Annotated in this window: 18 protein-coding genes; 17 read left to right on the plus strand and 1 reads right to left on the minus strand. The window is 32.9% G+C overall.

All coding sequences use genetic code 11. From position 1 onward, the window contains the following. The first annotated feature begins 83 nt into the window (after positions 1-83). The 11 genes from ACVCZW_RS09070 to ACVCZW_RS09120 all read left to right on the plus strand — a co-directional run bounded on the left by ACVCZW_RS09070 (position 84) and on the right by ACVCZW_RS09120 (position 10,733). The gene (locus tag ACVCZW_RS09070; RefSeq protein WP_452232213.1) at positions 84-1,589 is read left to right on the plus strand and encodes a BCCT family transporter; all 1,506 of its coding nucleotides are present in this window, start codon (positions 84-86) and stop codon (positions 1,587-1,589) included. A 9-nt stretch (positions 1,590-1,598) separates the two neighbouring features. Continuing rightward, the gene (locus ACVCZW_RS09075; protein ID WP_452232214.1) at positions 1,599-2,228 is read left to right on the plus strand and encodes an alpha-ketoglutarate-dependent dioxygenase AlkB family protein; all 630 of its coding nucleotides are present in this window, start codon (positions 1,599-1,601) and stop codon (positions 2,226-2,228) included. A gap of 256 nt (positions 2,229-2,484) precedes the next feature. Further along, positions 2,485-3,150: an oxygen-insensitive NAD(P)H nitroreductase gene (gene nfsB, locus ACVCZW_RS09080; protein ID WP_452232215.1), complete on the plus strand. Its 666-nt coding sequence runs from the start codon at positions 2,485-2,487 to the stop codon at positions 3,148-3,150. A gap of 20 nt (positions 3,151-3,170) precedes the next feature. Beyond that, positions 3,171-4,178 carry a zinc-binding alcohol dehydrogenase family protein gene (locus tag ACVCZW_RS09085; RefSeq protein ID WP_452232216.1) on the plus strand — a complete coding sequence of 336 codons (1,008 nt, stop codon included), beginning with the start codon at positions 3,171-3,173 and terminating at the stop codon, positions 4,176-4,178. A 298-nt stretch (positions 4,179-4,476) separates the two neighbouring features. Beyond that, positions 4,477-4,950 carry a cupin domain-containing protein gene (locus ACVCZW_RS09090; RefSeq protein ID WP_452229894.1) on the plus strand — a complete coding sequence of 158 codons (474 nt, stop codon included), beginning with the start codon at positions 4,477-4,479 and terminating at the stop codon, positions 4,948-4,950. A 138-nt stretch (positions 4,951-5,088) separates the two neighbouring features. After that, complete coding sequence (locus ACVCZW_RS09095; RefSeq protein ID WP_452232217.1) at positions 5,089-6,195, plus strand: L-dopachrome tautomerase-related protein; 1,107 nt, start codon at positions 5,089-5,091, stop codon at positions 6,193-6,195. Positions 6,196-6,307: 112 nt separating this feature from the next. After that, positions 6,308-7,171 (plus strand): AraC family transcriptional regulator, encoded by an 864-nt coding sequence (locus ACVCZW_RS09100; protein ID WP_452232218.1) that lies wholly within the window; start codon positions 6,308-6,310, stop codon positions 7,169-7,171. A gap of 124 nt (positions 7,172-7,295) precedes the next feature. After that, positions 7,296-8,141 carry an enoyl-CoA hydratase/isomerase family protein gene (locus ACVCZW_RS09105; RefSeq protein WP_452229897.1) on the plus strand — a complete coding sequence of 282 codons (846 nt, stop codon included), beginning with the start codon at positions 7,296-7,298 and terminating at the stop codon, positions 8,139-8,141. Positions 8,142-8,153: 12 nt separating this feature from the next. Further along, positions 8,154-8,558, plus strand: a complete 405-nt coding sequence (locus ACVCZW_RS09110) for a nuclear transport factor 2 family protein (protein ID WP_452232219.1) — start codon at positions 8,154-8,156, stop codon at positions 8,556-8,558. 241 nt (positions 8,559-8,799) lie between these two features. Next, positions 8,800-9,753 (plus strand): 2OG-Fe(II) oxygenase, encoded by a 954-nt coding sequence (locus ACVCZW_RS09115; protein WP_452232220.1) that lies wholly within the window; start codon positions 8,800-8,802, stop codon positions 9,751-9,753. Positions 9,754-9,926: 173 nt separating this feature from the next. Next, a complete protein-coding gene (locus ACVCZW_RS09120; RefSeq protein ID WP_452232221.1) occupies positions 9,927-10,733 on the plus strand; it encodes an SDR family NAD(P)-dependent oxidoreductase in 807 nt (268 codons plus the stop codon). 57 nt (positions 10,734-10,790) lie between these two features. Here the strand turns inward: ACVCZW_RS09120 and ACVCZW_RS09125 are convergent, their stop codons facing one another. After that, positions 10,791-11,180, minus strand: coding sequence for a winged helix-turn-helix transcriptional regulator (locus ACVCZW_RS09125; protein ID WP_452229901.1), 390 nt, complete (start codon positions 11,178-11,180; stop codon positions 10,791-10,793). A gap of 259 nt (positions 11,181-11,439) precedes the next feature. On the opposite strand from ACVCZW_RS09125, the gene nfsB (ACVCZW_RS09130) reads away from it, so the two are divergent. From nfsB (ACVCZW_RS09130) to ACVCZW_RS09155, 6 genes are all read left to right on the plus strand, one after another. Continuing rightward, positions 11,440-12,093: an oxygen-insensitive NAD(P)H nitroreductase gene (nfsB, locus tag ACVCZW_RS09130; protein WP_452229902.1), complete on the plus strand. Its 654-nt coding sequence runs from the start codon at positions 11,440-11,442 to the stop codon at positions 12,091-12,093. 32 nt (positions 12,094-12,125) lie between these two features. Next, complete coding sequence (locus tag ACVCZW_RS09135; protein ID WP_452229903.1) at positions 12,126-12,749, plus strand: putative quinol monooxygenase; 624 nt, start codon at positions 12,126-12,128, stop codon at positions 12,747-12,749. 12 nt (positions 12,750-12,761) lie between these two features. Further along, on the plus strand, positions 12,762-13,664 hold the full coding sequence (locus tag ACVCZW_RS09140) for a hypothetical protein (RefSeq protein WP_452232222.1): 903 nt from the start codon (positions 12,762-12,764) through the stop codon (positions 13,662-13,664). A 28-nt stretch (positions 13,665-13,692) separates the two neighbouring features. Next, positions 13,693-14,547 carry an acetolactate decarboxylase gene (gene budA / locus ACVCZW_RS09145; protein WP_452232223.1) on the plus strand — a complete coding sequence of 285 codons (855 nt, stop codon included), beginning with the start codon at positions 13,693-13,695 and terminating at the stop codon, positions 14,545-14,547. Positions 14,548-14,554: 7 nt separating this feature from the next. Further along, on the plus strand, positions 14,555-15,820 hold the full coding sequence (locus tag ACVCZW_RS09150) for a carboxymuconolactone decarboxylase family protein (protein ID WP_452232224.1): 1,266 nt from the start codon (positions 14,555-14,557) through the stop codon (positions 15,818-15,820). A gap of 154 nt (positions 15,821-15,974) precedes the next feature. Beyond that, positions 15,975-16,493 (plus strand): nuclear transport factor 2 family protein, encoded by a 519-nt coding sequence (locus ACVCZW_RS09155; protein WP_165749685.1) that lies wholly within the window; start codon positions 15,975-15,977, stop codon positions 16,491-16,493. The last annotated feature ends 9 nt before the right edge of the window (positions 16,494-16,502 follow it).

Here is a 16,502-nt window from a genome sequence, read left to right on the forward strand (position 1 = left end):
TTCCGTGAATACTTTAGAAAAAGAACGTATAGAAAATCATTTATATTCTAATCCTTATTTTTGTTTGAAACAAATTACTCTACATGCTCAAATACATTCAAAAACATTCCATTTTATCTATTTCTGTAGGCATTATTTTTCTATGCACTTTAGTTGTGTTTTTTGCAACCGAAGCAAGTTATAATGCTATTGAAAGTGCGTCGTTATGGGTTCGGAATTATTTTGGATACTTCTATTTGTACTTAGGTTTTGGTTGTGTAGTTGCATTATTATTGGTAGCGTTTTCCAAATACGGAAACATAAAATTAGGGAAAGCATCTTCTAAACCAGAATATTCATTATGGTCTTGGATTGCGATGTTATATAGCGCAGGAATGGGATCTGGTATTTTGCTAAGAGCCGTGCAAGAGCCGGTTTTCATGCAACAAAATTCACCTTTTGCATCTGGATTATCCAATGAAACTGTAGCATTAGAATTCACGTTTTACCAATGGGGAATTACTGCTTGGGCATTTTATGGACTATTTGCAGTCATTGTGGGCTATGCGTTGCACGTCAACAAAAAGAAAGTCAGAATTAGTGCCACCATTGAAGATCGTATTAAAAGCAAATCGATAAGAGCAAGTGTAGATATTATCACTATTATCACCACTATTTTTGGATTAATTGCTGCTATAGGTTTGGGTACTACACAAATTAATGGTGGATTAAATCACGTTTTTAGTGCAGATTTTGGACTAATAACAACTATAATTTTGTGTGTTTTTATTTCTACAATAGCATGTTATTCCGCTTGGCAAGGCGTTAATAAAGGGATTAAAATATTTTCTAAATTAAACATTATTGTCACTTTATTCATTTTGTTATTCGTTTTTTTTACAAGCGATATGCAAGGCATTGTCGTTTCTTTTTTTACTGCTTTGTATCAATACATTATCGACTTTATACCAATGAGTTTGGCAATTGGAAACTATAATCCTGGATTAGAGTTTTTAACAGGATGGACCTTCTATTATTGGGCATTTTGGTTAGCTTGGGCGCCTTTTACAGGTATATTTATTGCGCGTATTTCTAAAGGAAGAACGATAAGACAATTATTATTAGGCGTTTTAATTATTCCAAGTTTAGGAACTTTCTTTTGGTTTTCGGTTTTTGGTTCTTCAGCATTTCATTTAATTGAAGCTTGGGGCACTTACGATAACCAATTCGGGAATGTGTTTTCATCTATTTTTGTTTTTTTCGAGCAATATCCGTTTGCTACATTTCTAAACATAACGTCTATATTTTTATTAATCAGTTTTTTGATAACTTCTGTCGATTCTGCGGTATTCGTGCTAAGTATGTTCACGGATAAAGGTTCTAAAAATCCAAATAGAACGCATCGTGTAATCTGGTCGGTTTTTATCTTATTAGCGACCATAGCTTTAATCCTTTTAGGAAATATTAAAACAAATGTCAATGTTTTAGAGGCTGTACAACGCTTGTTAATTATAACGTCGTTACCGTTTTCGTTTTTCATCATCATTATGTTTGGCTTTTTTGTAAAAGATCTTAGAAAAAACCGACTAAACACAAATAATTTAGAATAGGATTTTATTATGGAATCATTCAAACCAATAGATTTGTTTTCGACTAACGAGGTCCATAAAACGGAATTTGATTTACCTGGTGCTGCTGTTACTTTATTTGAGAATTTCTTTTCAATAGAAGAAAGCGATAGATTGTATAATAGCCTTTTAAAAAATACCAATTGGGAGCAAGATCAAATGGCTATATACGGTAAACAAATAGACTTACCCAGACTTACCGCTTGGTATGGCGATACGGATTTAGAAGTGGCCTATGTTGGAAAAAATACAAAGCTACGTCCTTGGACTGCGGAGCTATTAAAAATCAAACAACGCATAGAGCAGGAGGTAGACATCAAATTTACGCGCTGTTTACTTAATTATTATAGAGATGGAAAAGACAGCGTAGATTGGCATCAGGATTATGATGTAAACCAACGCAAAAACACGGTTATCGGCTCCGTTACTTTTGGAGAAACTAGACCTTTTCAACTTAAACACGCAACGCGTAAAGATTTAAAACGCTTAGACATTCCTTTAAAACACGGTAGTTTGTTACTAATGCAAGGTGCTACTCAAAATAATTGGAAGCATAAAATTCCGAAAACAACAAAAAAAATTAGACCACGAATAAACCTAACTTTTAGATGGGTTGGATAAAACTAAAATGGTATTAAAAAAAGATTAACTAAAACTAAATGTACGTTGTGCAGTTTGGAAATTGCTTATTATCTTTTTTATGAAAACTTTAGGAATCACCTTTAATTATACCGGTATTCCCTGTTTTTATACATTAAATTGGATTGATTTTCTAGTTATTTTTGTACTATCATTTATGACCGTTATTGTGAGGTTTTAATACTATACTTACTTTTGTCACTATAAAAATGATAGTTAATTAAAAAAACATATAAAAATGAATTTACAAGACACATTAAACTGGAGATATACTACTAAGGAATACGACACAACCAAGAAAATATCTGATGCAGATATGGCACAAGTTAAAAACTTATTACGAATGAGTCCTTCAAGTATTAACCTGCAACCTTGGCACTTTATTATTGCTGAAAGTACAGAAGGTAAAGCACGCATGACAAAAGGGACACAAGGCTTTTTTCATTTTAATGAACCAAAAATAACGAATGCTTCTGCAGTAGTATTGTTTTGTTCAAAAACAAGCGAAGGAGCAGATGATACTTTTTTTAAACACCTTTTAGAAGTACAGGATAAAGACGGAAGATTCCCTAATGAAGACATAAAAAACGGAATGTATGGAGGAATGAACGCTTTTGGAGACATTCATAAATATGATTTAAAAGACTATCAACATTGGATGGAAAAGCAGGTATATCTTAACATTGGTAACTTTTTATTAGGTGTAGCTAGTTTAGGTATTGATGCTACGCCAATGGAAGGTATTGATGTAAAAGCGCTAGATGAAGAATTTGGATTAAGAGCAAAAGGATTCACATCTTTAGTAATTGTTTCTTTAGGATATAGAGCAGCATCAGATTTTAATTCGACGGATAAAACACCAAAATCTAGATTACCACAAAGTGAAATTATCACAGTAATATAATTGCAAAAATTTTAATTCAGATGAAAGCAATAGGATACAAAGAGAATTTACCAATAGACAATGTAAATTCACTACAAGGCATAGAAATAGCGACTCCGAAAGCAACAGGAAGAGATATTTTAGTAGAGATTAAAGCCATTTCGGTAAACCCTGCAGATTACAAAGTACGTGCAAATATGCCTGTACAGGGTGACGATTGGAAAATTATTGGTTGGGACGCAACAGGTATTGTAAAGGAAGTTGGAGAAGATGTTACTTTATTTAAGGTTGGCGATGAAGTTTGGTATGCTGGCGATTTTACACGTCAAGGAAGTTATGCGCAATTTCAGGTGGTAGATGAACGTATTGTTGGTAAAAAGCCATCAAGTTTATCGTATGCTGAAGCTGCTGCATTGCCATTAACATCATTGACGGCTTACGAAATGTTATTTGACAGATTACAGGTTTCTAAAGACGATGCCAATAAATCTATTTTAATAATTGGTGCTGCAGGTGGTGTAGGTTCTATAATGGTACAATTAGTTAAAAAGCTTACAAAACTGAACATTATTGCTACCGCTTCTCGCGAAGAAACTACAGATTGGTTAAAAGAATTAGGTGCAGATACAGTTATCAACCACAGAAATAAATTGAGCGAAGAGTTTGAAAAATATAGCCTTCCTGCTCCAGAATATGTTGTGAGTTTAAATGCTACGGAGCAACATGTGGATGAAATTGTTAAGCTGATTAAACCACAAGGGAAATTCGGATTTATTGATGATCCGAAAGTGATGAATGTGATGCCTTTTAAAGGGAAAGCAGTGTCTACACATATTGAGTTAATGTTTACGCGTGCTATGTTTCAAACAGAAGATATGATTGAGCAACACAACATTTTAAACAACGTTTCTCAATTAATAGACAACGGAACAATTAGAACCACTTTAGGCGAAAACTTCGGAACTATTAATGCTGAAAACTTACGTAAAGCACACGCTTTTTTAGAAACCGGAAACGCAAAAGGGAAAATAGTTTTAGAAGGATTTTAATTTAATAGCCAATTAAAATTTTTAATTACACGTCACTTCGAGTGAATTTTGAGGTACGAAAAAATTAGTATCGAGAAGACTCATAGTTCAGTAGGTTCTCGATACAAAATTCTAAAAAGAATTTCACTCGAACTGACAATCTAGATTCTTAAAAATTAATGTAAACATACGTCAATTCGAGTGAATTTTGAGTTATTGAAAATCAAAATATATTTTGATTGAAGATATAAGAAATTTGTATCGAGAAGCCTAACGAAAAAGAATTTCAATCAAACTGACGAAATATATAAATAGAAAAATGAATTTCAAATCAATTATAGCAGCAGTAGCTGTAACCGCATTATTTGCAAGCAATACTGCAAATGCACAAGTAAACACCATAGATTCTGTAGCAACATCAAAAGTGCAACATTTCAATTTTGATGAAATGGAATCAGAAACTATCGGTGAAGGAATCAAACGTAAATGGTTCCATGGTGAAAAAGGTCAAATGACCATTTTTAATTTAGAAAAAGGAGCGCATATTCCTTGGCACAAACACCCAAACGAGCAGATCACCTACATCATGTCTGGTAAGGTTAAAATCAAGACTATTATTGATGGTAAAGAAACATTTGTAGAAGTTGGAGCAGGAGAAGTGATTGTTTTTCCTGAAAATGTACCACATGAGTTTTGGGCTTTAGAAGAAACTGTAGATTTAGATGTGCACGTGCCTGTACGTCAAGATTGGTTATCCAAAGAATTACCAGATTATTTAAAGAAGAGCAACTAAAACTTTAAAATAACGTCACTTCGAGTGAATTTTGAGGTACGAGAAATTAGTATCGAGAAGTTTATTAACTTTAATGGTTCTCGATATAAAATTCTGAATAAGAATTTCACTCGAACTGACGTCATAATTATATTCAAGATGAAAAATATTAGTTTCTTATTAATTTTAATCACATCTGTTATGTCCATAAAAGCACAAAACACAGTAGGTGAAACGGAAGTTTTTGCAACTACAGCGCAGGCAGTTGGTAATATTACGTTTACGGATACTGGCGATTTAGTTTACAGTCATCATCCTTTTTTCTCACCAGAAAATAGAGTGATGATTATGGATGCAAAAACCAAAGAAAGCAAACCATTTCCTAATAAAGCGTGGAATACACCACGAACTACAGACGATAATTATCTAAGTAATGTTTTAGGTATTAGAAACGATGAAAACGGAATTGTTTGGATGTTAGATATGGCGCAACGCGATAATGTAACACCTAAAATAGTGGGTTGGAACACAAAAACTAATCAATTAGAACGTATTTATTATTTACCAAAATCTTCTGTGCCAAAGCACGCGCAGCCTAACGATATGGTGGTAGATACCAAAAACGGTTATTTTATTATAGCTGATGAAGGTATTGGCAATGGTGGAGATGGCAGCAAAGCAGCTTTTATTATTGTAGATATGAAAACCGGTAAAACGCGTCGTGTTTTAGAGGGTACAAGATCTACTTTACCAGAAAACACACCAACCGTAATTAACGGTAAACATTTAGCAGTTAATGGAAAAGATTTATTGGTTGGTAATGACGGAATTACTGCCGATGCAAATTTTGAATACATTTATTATGGACCATTAAACGGACCAAAAATCTACAGAATTAGAACCTTAGATTTAGTAAATGAAGTATTAACAGAAGATGCATTAGATCGTAAAATCGAAACCTATTCCGAGAAACCAAACAATGGCGGAATGAGTATTGATACAGCAGGCAATATTTATTTAACAGCTTTAGAAACCAATAGTGTGGCTGTAGTTTTGGCAAAAGATAAAAGAGTAAAAACCATGGTTAAAGATACTAATATGGTTTGGCCAGATGGTGTAAGCTACAATCATGTAGACGGTTATATGTATGTGTCCGCTGCCCAAGTAAACAAAGGTGCTGCGTTTAATGATGGTAAAGATTTGTCTACAAAACCATTTTACATTTTCAGATTTAAACCCATTACAACAGGCGTTTCTTATAGATAATTGAAAGGTTTCTTAATAATTCACCCGGTTATTGATGAACCCAAGGAAGAAGCCACTAATTATAGGGGGCTTTTTTTATTCATAGAATGTTTAACTTTAGAAAAAACGAATTATGCCAAGAACTATCATCGAGAATATTGTTATCGCAGAATATAAAAAGCAAACCTTTTTTGACTTTTGTAAGTATACTACCATTCGTTTTTTTGAAATTGTTTATTTTGAAGAAGGCACAGGAACTATAAAGATTAATGGGAAAATGGTAAATTATACTCCAAATAGCGTTTTTGTGTTCGTTCCAGATGATATTTACATTGTTAATCCGGAAACACCAACATCTACTGTTGCTATCAAGTTTTTAAAGAGTTTTTTCAGGAATTCGAATACGCAAAACGATACTCTTCCTGTTAACGATTGGTTTCGTAAAATTGAAGGTATTTTAAACAGCGAAAGTCACCAACTACGTGAAATGAAGTTTGAAACAGAATCAGACAAACTACATTTAGTGTCTTTAATTAAAATGGTTTCTACTGAAAATTTGAAAAAACAATCCTATGATCTATTCATCATTCAAAATTCATTATCCGTTATTCTTCATTTGATTGCTAGAAATATTCAGTTTTTAAATACGGATATGACTGCCAAGGTTGTGGAGTCTTCAAAAATTCAGCAAATCATAAATTTTATTCATACAAATATTTATAATGTAGATTTGTTATCTACTAGAAGTCTTGCAGAAGAATTTAATATGGCAGATAATTATATAAGCGAGTATTTCAAAAAACATACTGACATTAGCCTAAAAAAGTACATCATCAATTATAAATTGAAGTTAGTAGAAACACGACTTAAGTATACCGATTTACAATTCTCAGAAATAGCAATCGAACTCGGTTTTACAGATTCTAGCCATTTAAATAAAACTTTTTTAGCCTATAAAGGCATTACTATTGGTGCTTTTAAAGCGGCTTTAGCCTAAGTTTTTACTAATAACCTTGTTTTTTACTAATAGTGCTTTGTTTTATACCAAATTAAACCTTGGTTACTCCTGTAAATTTGCAGTGTAATTAAAACACAACACTAATAATTTAAAACATAACACCATGAAAACAACAGGATTTAAAACATTTAAAGTAGCAGTAAAAGAAGGACAAGCTTGGGTAACTTTTGATAACCCACCAGTAAATATTCAGGATATTCCAATGATCAAAGAGTTGGATGAATTAGCAGCATCTTTAGAAGAGGACAGAAGTATTAAAGTAGTCGTTTTTCAATCTGCTCATTCAGAAATTTTCATTGCGCATGCAGATACTAATTTCTTAAAAGATATGTCTACAACAGCTGTAGATAGAGAAGATATTGAGTTATTAGACTTACAAAAAGTATTACAACGCATTAGTAAATTACCACAAATTACCGTTAGTAAAATAGAAGGTTTTGCTAGAGGAGGTGGTCATGAATTTGCTTTAGCAACAGATATGCGTTTTGCAGCACGTGGTAAGGCAGTATTTATGCAAATGGAAGTTGGTATGGGAATTTTACCTTGTGGTGGTGGATCATCTAGAATGGCACGTCAAATAGGTTTAGGTAGAGCATTAGAAGTGATTTTATCTGCAAAAGATTTTGATGCAGACCAAGCAGAAGCTTACGGACTTATAAATAGAGCATTAGATCCGGATAAAATTGGAGCTTTTGTGGAAGATTTAGTAAATAGAATGTCACAATTTAATTCTGATGCTATCGAAGCTGCAAAACGTACTATTTATGCATCTATAGATTTACCAATTGAAGAGGCTTTAAAAGAGGAAGCATATTGGTTATACCAAGCAACAAGTAAATCTCCAGCAATAAAACGTTTTACGTTAGCTGATGATACGGGATTCCAAAATGATATGGAAAACCAAAGAAACTTCGAGACTTTATTAATGGGATTACAAGGTGTAAACTAAAAACTAGAAATTATGAATACAGCACAAAATAAACAAACTATACTTGATTTTTTCGAACGTTTTTCTGCAGGTGATGCTACAAGCGCTTTAACTTATTTAGATACAGATGCAACATGGCAATCTATGGGAATTAAAGGGGATCTACCCGTTTCAGGAACCATGGATAAAAACGGAATTGGAGAATTAATTAAAATGGTAAAATCTGCTATTCCAACAGGATTAGAATTAACACCAGTGGGTTGGACTGCAGAAGGCGATAGGGTAGCTGCCGAATTTATTTCTTACGGTGTACTAACAAACGATAAAGTTTATAATAATCCGTATCATTTTTTATTTCAATTTTCTGATGGAAAGATTCTTAAAATAAAAGAATATATGGACACATTACACGTAAAATCAATATTTGTTGATGCGTAGTAAATAATAAATACCTCTTTAAAAAGAGGTGTTTAATAGGTTTCAAAATAAAATCTTTAAATAGACTTTAGCAAACATATTTACTATAAAAAACAGTTACTTCTAGGTCTATATTCTTATTTAAACGAATTGTTTTTTAATTACATATAAGACGATGAATTAATATATATCAAACAACAATATATACAAAAACCAAAATACTCTATAGTGGTTGTTTTGGTAAAAAAAACATATAGAAACAATGAGAAATAAAAATATAGTAACACAAGCTCGTGCGCTTACATTGCCAACTCGCGAAGCTGCACTAAACCGTGATCCTTCTGTGTCACAATTTTGGAATAGTAACCGAGAGTTACTTGAAGATGCATGGAGCGAATGGGAAATTGAAAACAAAGACAGTTTATTAATTCCTGATGAAACGCTACTTGACCCGAAATTGAGAAAAGCGATAAACGATGCTTGGGAAAATCCAGAAAAAGAAAACGCTGTAGCTGATTTATGGGAAGAAATTATTCCTGGAGTGTATTCTGCTCAGTTTTTTGATTTAGAACGTTTAGCGGAATTTCGCAAGTATTTAGAAGATACTGTAAATTCTGAAATTCCTAGACGTGCACCTTATGGTATTCAATTGAATCGTCATGGAGTTATGCTAGATCCACGCTCAGAGGGATACCTTGCAGCACCTAATTTTCAGGCATTTTACAACGAAATAATGGATCGTTATATGCGTCCAATCGCTCGTTTATTACTTGGCACGTATGGCTACGATAACCAAACATTTGGATTCTCTATTCAGTACAATCCAGATAAAGACAAGGATTTGCATGCCCATACAGATGCTTCGGCTGCTACCTTGAATGTCAATATTAACTTACCTGATGAAGAGTTTACAGGTTCGCAAGTGGATTTTCACGATACATCTACAAGAAAAGTTGTTCAAACTATATTTGAACCTGGAAAAGCAATTATTCATACAGGAAAAATACCACATGCTACACACCCAATTACTAGCGGACAACGTAGTAACTTAGTAGTGTGGCTATACGGAGACCGTATGCAAATACCGAGAGGTGGTACAAGTAGCTATGGTAGTGTTGATAATTTAGCGTCTAAAGTTATTACAACAGAAAATGTAACCGCTCGTGAGCGTTGGAGTATACCAAATAGCCCTAAAGATACCATTGCACCGTTTTAATAATAAAAATAGGAGTGCGACTTTGGAGTAAATTGCAAAAAAGGTATTGTCAGAATTTATTCATAAATAAAGGAAAAGAAACAAAGCACATAATCAATTGTCCGTTCGAGCGCAGTCGAGAACTACTAATAACCTTTCGACTGCGCTCAAGGTGACATTAAATTAAAAACAACATGAGTAAAACAATATTAATTACAGGAAGCACAGACGGAATAGGAAAGTTAACCGCTTTAAAACTAGCAAAAGAAGGGCATACGGTATACGTTCATGGTAGGAGTGAAGCCAAAGTAGCCGCAGTTGTCAAAGAAATTAAAGAAACTTCCAATAACCAAAATATTAAAGGTTTGGTTGCTGATTTTTCAGATTTAAAAGCGGTTAAAAAATTAGCAGAACAGATTAAAAACGACATTCCGAAAATAGATAATTTAATAAACAATGCAGGGATTTTTAAATCAGAAAGCACTTTAACTAAAGACGGTTTAGATTTTAGAATGGTTGTAAATTATTTAGCACCTTATCTATTAACAAATGCTATTCTTTCAAATATTGAAAATGCTGATTCCCCAAGAATTATTAATTTAAGTTCTGCTGCACAAGCACCAATTTCAGAAGCTGTTTTAAGAGGAAAAGAGCAAGTTTCAGAAAATGATAGTTATGCGCAAAGTAAGCTGGCATTAACTATGTGGAGTTTTAATTTAGCGAAACAAGAACCAAAAATTGCGGTTATAGCTGTAAATCCGGGTTCGTTATTAAATACAAAAATGGCAAAAGAAGCTTTTGGAGATTATTGGTCTCCTGCAGAAAAAGGTGTGGATATTTTATATGATTTAGTAACTTCTGAAACTTATAAAAACGATTCCGGGAAGTATTTTGATAATGATAAAGGAGAGTCAAAAGGACATTTCTCACCAGCACATCCAGATGCTTATGATGAAGCTAAAATTGAAAAAGTATTACAAGTAACAGATAGTTTATTGTAAATTCATCTGTATAATAAACCAATAAGGCTACCTAATTGGTAGCCTTATTGGTTTATATTATTTAGTTTCTTCAAATATAAACTCGCCTTTAGTTTCCGCAGCATGTAATCCCCATTCCGTAATTAGATTTAAAATAGGTGTAAGGCTTTGTCCAAACTCGGTAAGCGTGTATTCTACTTTTAAAGGAGGTTTTTTAGAATAAACCTTTCTATTTACAATACCATCTGCTTCTAATTGCTTCAATTGCAAACTTAGTGTGCGCTCTGTAATGCCAGGAATTTCCTTTCGTAATTCGTTATAACGTCTTTTATCTCCAATTAAATGGGTAAGGATCACACTTTTCCATTTTCCGCCAATCAATTCCATTGCTGCACTGGTTGGGCAGAAGGATATTTTATCATTGATTTTAATCTTTGGCTTTTTTTCAAACAGTTCTTTTCTGTCCATAATGATATATATTTATGAAAGCAGCATACGAATATGTACTCTCTTTTTAATAGATTCTTTTGCAAATTTAATGGACTTTAATTTAGTATGCAACTATATTTTGTATAGTAAAAATGTCTATGTTTAACACATTGATTAAAAGTGTATTATAAAATTATTTTATACTATACTTTATGACCGTTATTGCACAACAATGAAACTATACATACTTTTGTCACTATAATTTTGATAGTATATTTTGCCAACTAAACATAAAAAAATGAATTTAACTGAAATTTTAAACAACCGCTATTCCGTAAAAGAATTTGATGCTACTAAAAAGATATCAGATGCAGATTTTAAACAAGTAAAAGATGTATTGCGTTTAAGTCCATCTAGTGTAAACTTACAACCTTGGCATTTTTTAATTGCAGATACTGCAGAAGGGAAAGCCCGTATTGCAAAAGGAACACAAGGATTTTTTCATTTTAATACGCCTAAGGTTTTAGATGCCTCTCACGTAATTGTTATTGCTGCTCGCACAAATGCAGATGAAGCATATATGGCTAGCATTTTAGAGCAAGAAGATAAAGACGGTCGTTTTGCTGCACAAGAATTTAAAGACCAAATGCACGGTGGACGTATGTTGTTTGCAGATATTCATAAATACGACCTTAAAGATTTACCACATTGGATGGAAAAACAAGTCTATTTAAATATGGGGTCTCTTTTATTAGGAGTTGCTGCTTTAGGTATAGACGCTTGCCCAATGGAAGGTGTAGATGTTAAAGCTTTAGATGAAGAATTCGGCTTACGTGAAAAAGGGTATACAGCATTAGCTGTTGTGTCTTTAGGATATAGAAAAGATACCGATTTTAATGCGAAGCTTCCAAAATCGAGATTTTCAGAAGAAACCATAATTACCAAATTATAAAATAAACAAGAACACTATAAAAACACATAATTATGAAAAGCACAATCGTAAAATTCACAGCAAAACCAGAACACGCAACTAGTTTTGCAGCAACCTTAAAAGAAGCACAGGCAGCCACACAAAAAGAAGCTGGTAATAAAGAAATTAAAGTATTTGTATCTAAAGCAGATGCGAATGTGTTTTTTGTTTATGAGCGTTGGGCTGACAAAGCAGCTATAACATCTCACGATAACGAGCCACACACAAAAAAGTTAATGGAAGTTGGACAAACAGCACTGGCAAGTGCGCCAGATTTTTATTTCTTAGGAGATACAAACCCGTTACCAGACCATTCTAAATCTGCAAACGCAGAAGACGACGTCTTTATTATTTTTTTCATTTTTAAGTTGAAAGCAGGGTTTAGAGAACAACTTTTAAATCAGTTTGAAGATCACATTACACATACCAGAAAAGAGGAAAAAGGAAACATTCTTTTTGACTTATACACAGTAGACGACCAAGCAGATACCTTGGCTGTTTATGAGCATTGGAGAAAAGAATCTGATGTTTGGGATATTCACTTTCACCAACCTTACGCAGAAAAAACAGGTAAATTAATGAATGAAGCTGTTGTTGGAGACTTAGAACAATACATGAATTTTGTAACTGAAATTTAAAGATTTTTTAAAATGAAAAATATAATTACAGCACTATTTTACGGAGTTATAGTTGCATTTGGAATTCAGGAAGTTTCTGCTCAAGAACCAAGTATGAGAACTTTTAATGAAAACACAAAAGCAGTACAATTAGATAAGGGTACGATGCAAATTTTTGATTATGGTGAAACTAAAGTTCACGTTTACGAAACCAAAGGGTTTTTTAATACACACGCTTTTTTTATTGAAAAAAGCGGAAAAGGAGTATTGATTGAAACACCACCAATGAAAGATAATTACAAGGAGCTTGTAAATTATATTGTTGGTTTAGGTTACACAAATATTGATGTGATGGTTTCTTATCATTTAATAGGAAAGCACTTTTTTGATACGGATAAACTAAAATTTAACCATATATATTCTAATCAAGAATCTTTAGATTATATGACGAATTCTGGTAATGAATCGCTCTCAAAATTAGCAGAAGTCTCAGGTGAAGATCTAGACGAAACTACAATAGTGCCAACCGATTTACTAGAAGCAGGAGCACAAGAAATTTCAGGAATTCCTTTTATTATTACGCCAACTGGTTTTGGTTTTGATGTAGAAATGCCAGAAATAAAGGCGGTCCACTTGCATATGGTTGGGCACGATAACCATACTATGATTTTTAATTCTGAATTTATAGATACCGTAATTAACGAGCTTTCTGATTTTCAGGAAAAAGGGTATACCACCTATTTTTCTTCACACAGTGCACCCGAAACTTCGGGAGATGTGACCCTTAAAATTAATTATCTTGAAGAAATGAAAGTACTACTTGCTGCTTCTAAAAATAGCGAAGAATTCATTCAGAAAATGGATAAAGCCTATCCTAATTTTGGATGGAGAAACTACTTATTAGGAAGTGCAAATATGTTGTTTACTGAAAACTAATTCAGTTAAACAAAAAAAATCAACCATTATGAAAAAACTAATACTATTATTTTCTTTAGCGCTTTTCGCTAGCTGCGGAAATGAGACTAAAAAAGAAGCAATGTCAACTTCGGAAGAAGCACACGGACATTCACATTCTAAAGGTACGGACGAACACGGTTTGGCACCTCATACCGAAAATACCATTCACCAATATGCACCAACGGTTGCCTTATTAAATAGTATTTACGAAGGTAATATTACGCCGCAACAAATGGTACAACAGGGTAACATTGGTATTGGAACCGTAAATCATTTGGCTGGCGAATTGGTTGCTGTAGACGGAGTTGTGTATACAATTGATGCCGAAGGCGGAATCGCAGAAGCGCCAAACGATTTAGAATCGCCAAATATGACGATGATAAACTTTCAGCCCAAACAAACGGTAACTGTTGAAAATATTGAGTCTTATGAAGACTTAACCAGAGAGCTTCAAAAATATTCAACCTCTAAAAATAGCTTTTACGCATATAGAATTAAGGGTGAATTTAAGTATCTAAAGATGGCTTCTGCCCATAAAGTAGAGAATGAAGATGTGTCTTTATTTGAATATTTAGACACACGTGTAATGTATACTAGAGATAACATTAAGGGGACTTTGGTTGGCTTATTTACACCAGATTATCTAGGAAACATCGTAATTCCAGGAATGCATTTTCACTTTTTATCAGACGATATAAAATTGGGTGGACATTTAGAGGACATCAAATTTGATAAACTTTCCATTGAAATTCAAGAAGTAAACCAAGTTAATTTACAACTTCCAGAAACAGAAAAATTCAGGAATAAAGATTTAAAACAAGTTGCAGCACCAAAGGCTACAGCAAAACAAAATGGTAAATAATAATAGAATGAAAAAGTACATAATTTTAGTTTTAGCATTGTCTTTCTCTTTTGCAAGTATTGCGCAAAATACAAAGGAAGATAACTATAAAACAGGCGTAAAAATTGTAAATGAGGTAAATGGCGATGGCGCTTCAAAAGGTTTGGAAGCCGCTTTTAAAAGCGTGTCTCCAGATATGGCAGATTATATTATTCGTTATGGTTTTGGAGAAATTTACAACAGACCAGGTTTAGATTTTAAGACAAAAGAATTACTAATAATAGCTAGTCTTACTACACAAGCCAATGCAAAATCGCAATTAAAGTCGCATATGAAGGCTGCGCTTAACCTTGGTGTAACACCAGATGAGATTTCTGAAACAATGATTTTGTTGAGTCTCTATACTGGTTTTCCAGCTGCTAACAATGGGATGTTTGCTTTGAAAGAAGTTTTAGATGAAACTAATTACACTGCTTCTTCTAAAATAAATTCTACGGATCAATTAATTAAAAATTGGGAATTAGAGGGTTTTGCTATGCCAGAATCTATAGTAGCTTCTCCAACTGAAGATTGGTTGTATGTTTCTAATGCAAATCAGAATGAAAAAGGATATATAAGCCGAATTACAAAAACAGGAAAAGTAGATAATTATAAATGGGTAACAGGGTTAAACAACCCTGCTGGTTTAGCATTATACCAAGACAAATTGTATGTAGGTGATGGTAAGGAACTTCATATAATTGATGTAAAAAAAGGTAAGCTGATAAATAGCTTTACATCAACAGATGTGGTTTCATTAAATGATGTTGTAGTTTCTAAAACAGGACAGGTTTTTATCTCTGATATTGCAGGCGGAAAAATTTTCACTTTAGAAAATAACAAACTAGTAGTTTGGTTTCAAACACCAGAAATTAAGCATCCAAACGGAATTTTTATTCAAGATGATAATTTAATTATTGCTGATTTTGGTGCAGAATTATCATTAGAGTTAACTCCAGATAAGTATGGTAGTTTGTATAAAGTCAACCTAAAAGACAAAACAGCTACGATGATTAAAAGTGGGTATCAATTAGGTGCTTTAGATGGTTTAGCAGCAGTTAAAGATGGATATTTAGTTACTGGTGGTACGGTTAGCGATTTGTTTTTTATCAATAAGGATACTCGAAAAAGAATAGGAACTTTTCCAAAAGGGTTAGCAGATATAAGTATTGAAGGTAATACGCTATATGCGCCAATTCTTTTTAGTAATAAAATTGAATCTTTTTCACTTCCTATGGTTTACGATAAAAAGTAAGGCGTGCTTTGTTAATTAAATCATAAAATATTGATATTAAATAAATTACGGACACAATATACCATTAAAGGCACATTATTTACCATTACTAAACTATAAGACATTTTTAGATTTGTAGTATCATTAAAATTAACAATTAACTAAAGCTAAAATTATGAAAAAAGTACAACTAACAGTAGTATTAATTGGTGCTATCTTATTTGCATCTTGTACAGACAATTCTGCGGAATTAAAAAAATTAAATGAAAACATTACAAATTTGGAATCTAAAATAGAAGTTCAAAATCAGGAGCAAGCGACTTTAGAGGCAAACAAAAAAGTAGTAACAGATTTTTATCAAGACCTCTTCGGAAACCAGAATTATCAAAACATAGATAAATATGTTGGTCCAGTTTACATTCAGCACAACCCTAATGTTGCAGATGGTAGAGAAGCGCTTAAAGAAATGTTACCTATTTGGTTAAAAGATGCTCCTAAATTTAAACTCAACTTCAATCTTATTGTTGCAGAAAAAGACCTAGTTTTTGTACAAGTAATTACAAATAAAGAAGGTGATAGAACCTCTACAATGGATGTTTTTAGAATTACAGACGGTAAAATTTCTGAACATTGGGATGCGTTTAACACCTTCAATAAAGGAGATAAATCTGCGAACGATAATCCTTTATTTTAATCAAATTCA

The sequence above is a fragment of the Lacinutrix sp. MEBiC02595 genome, from assembly GCF_053601555.1.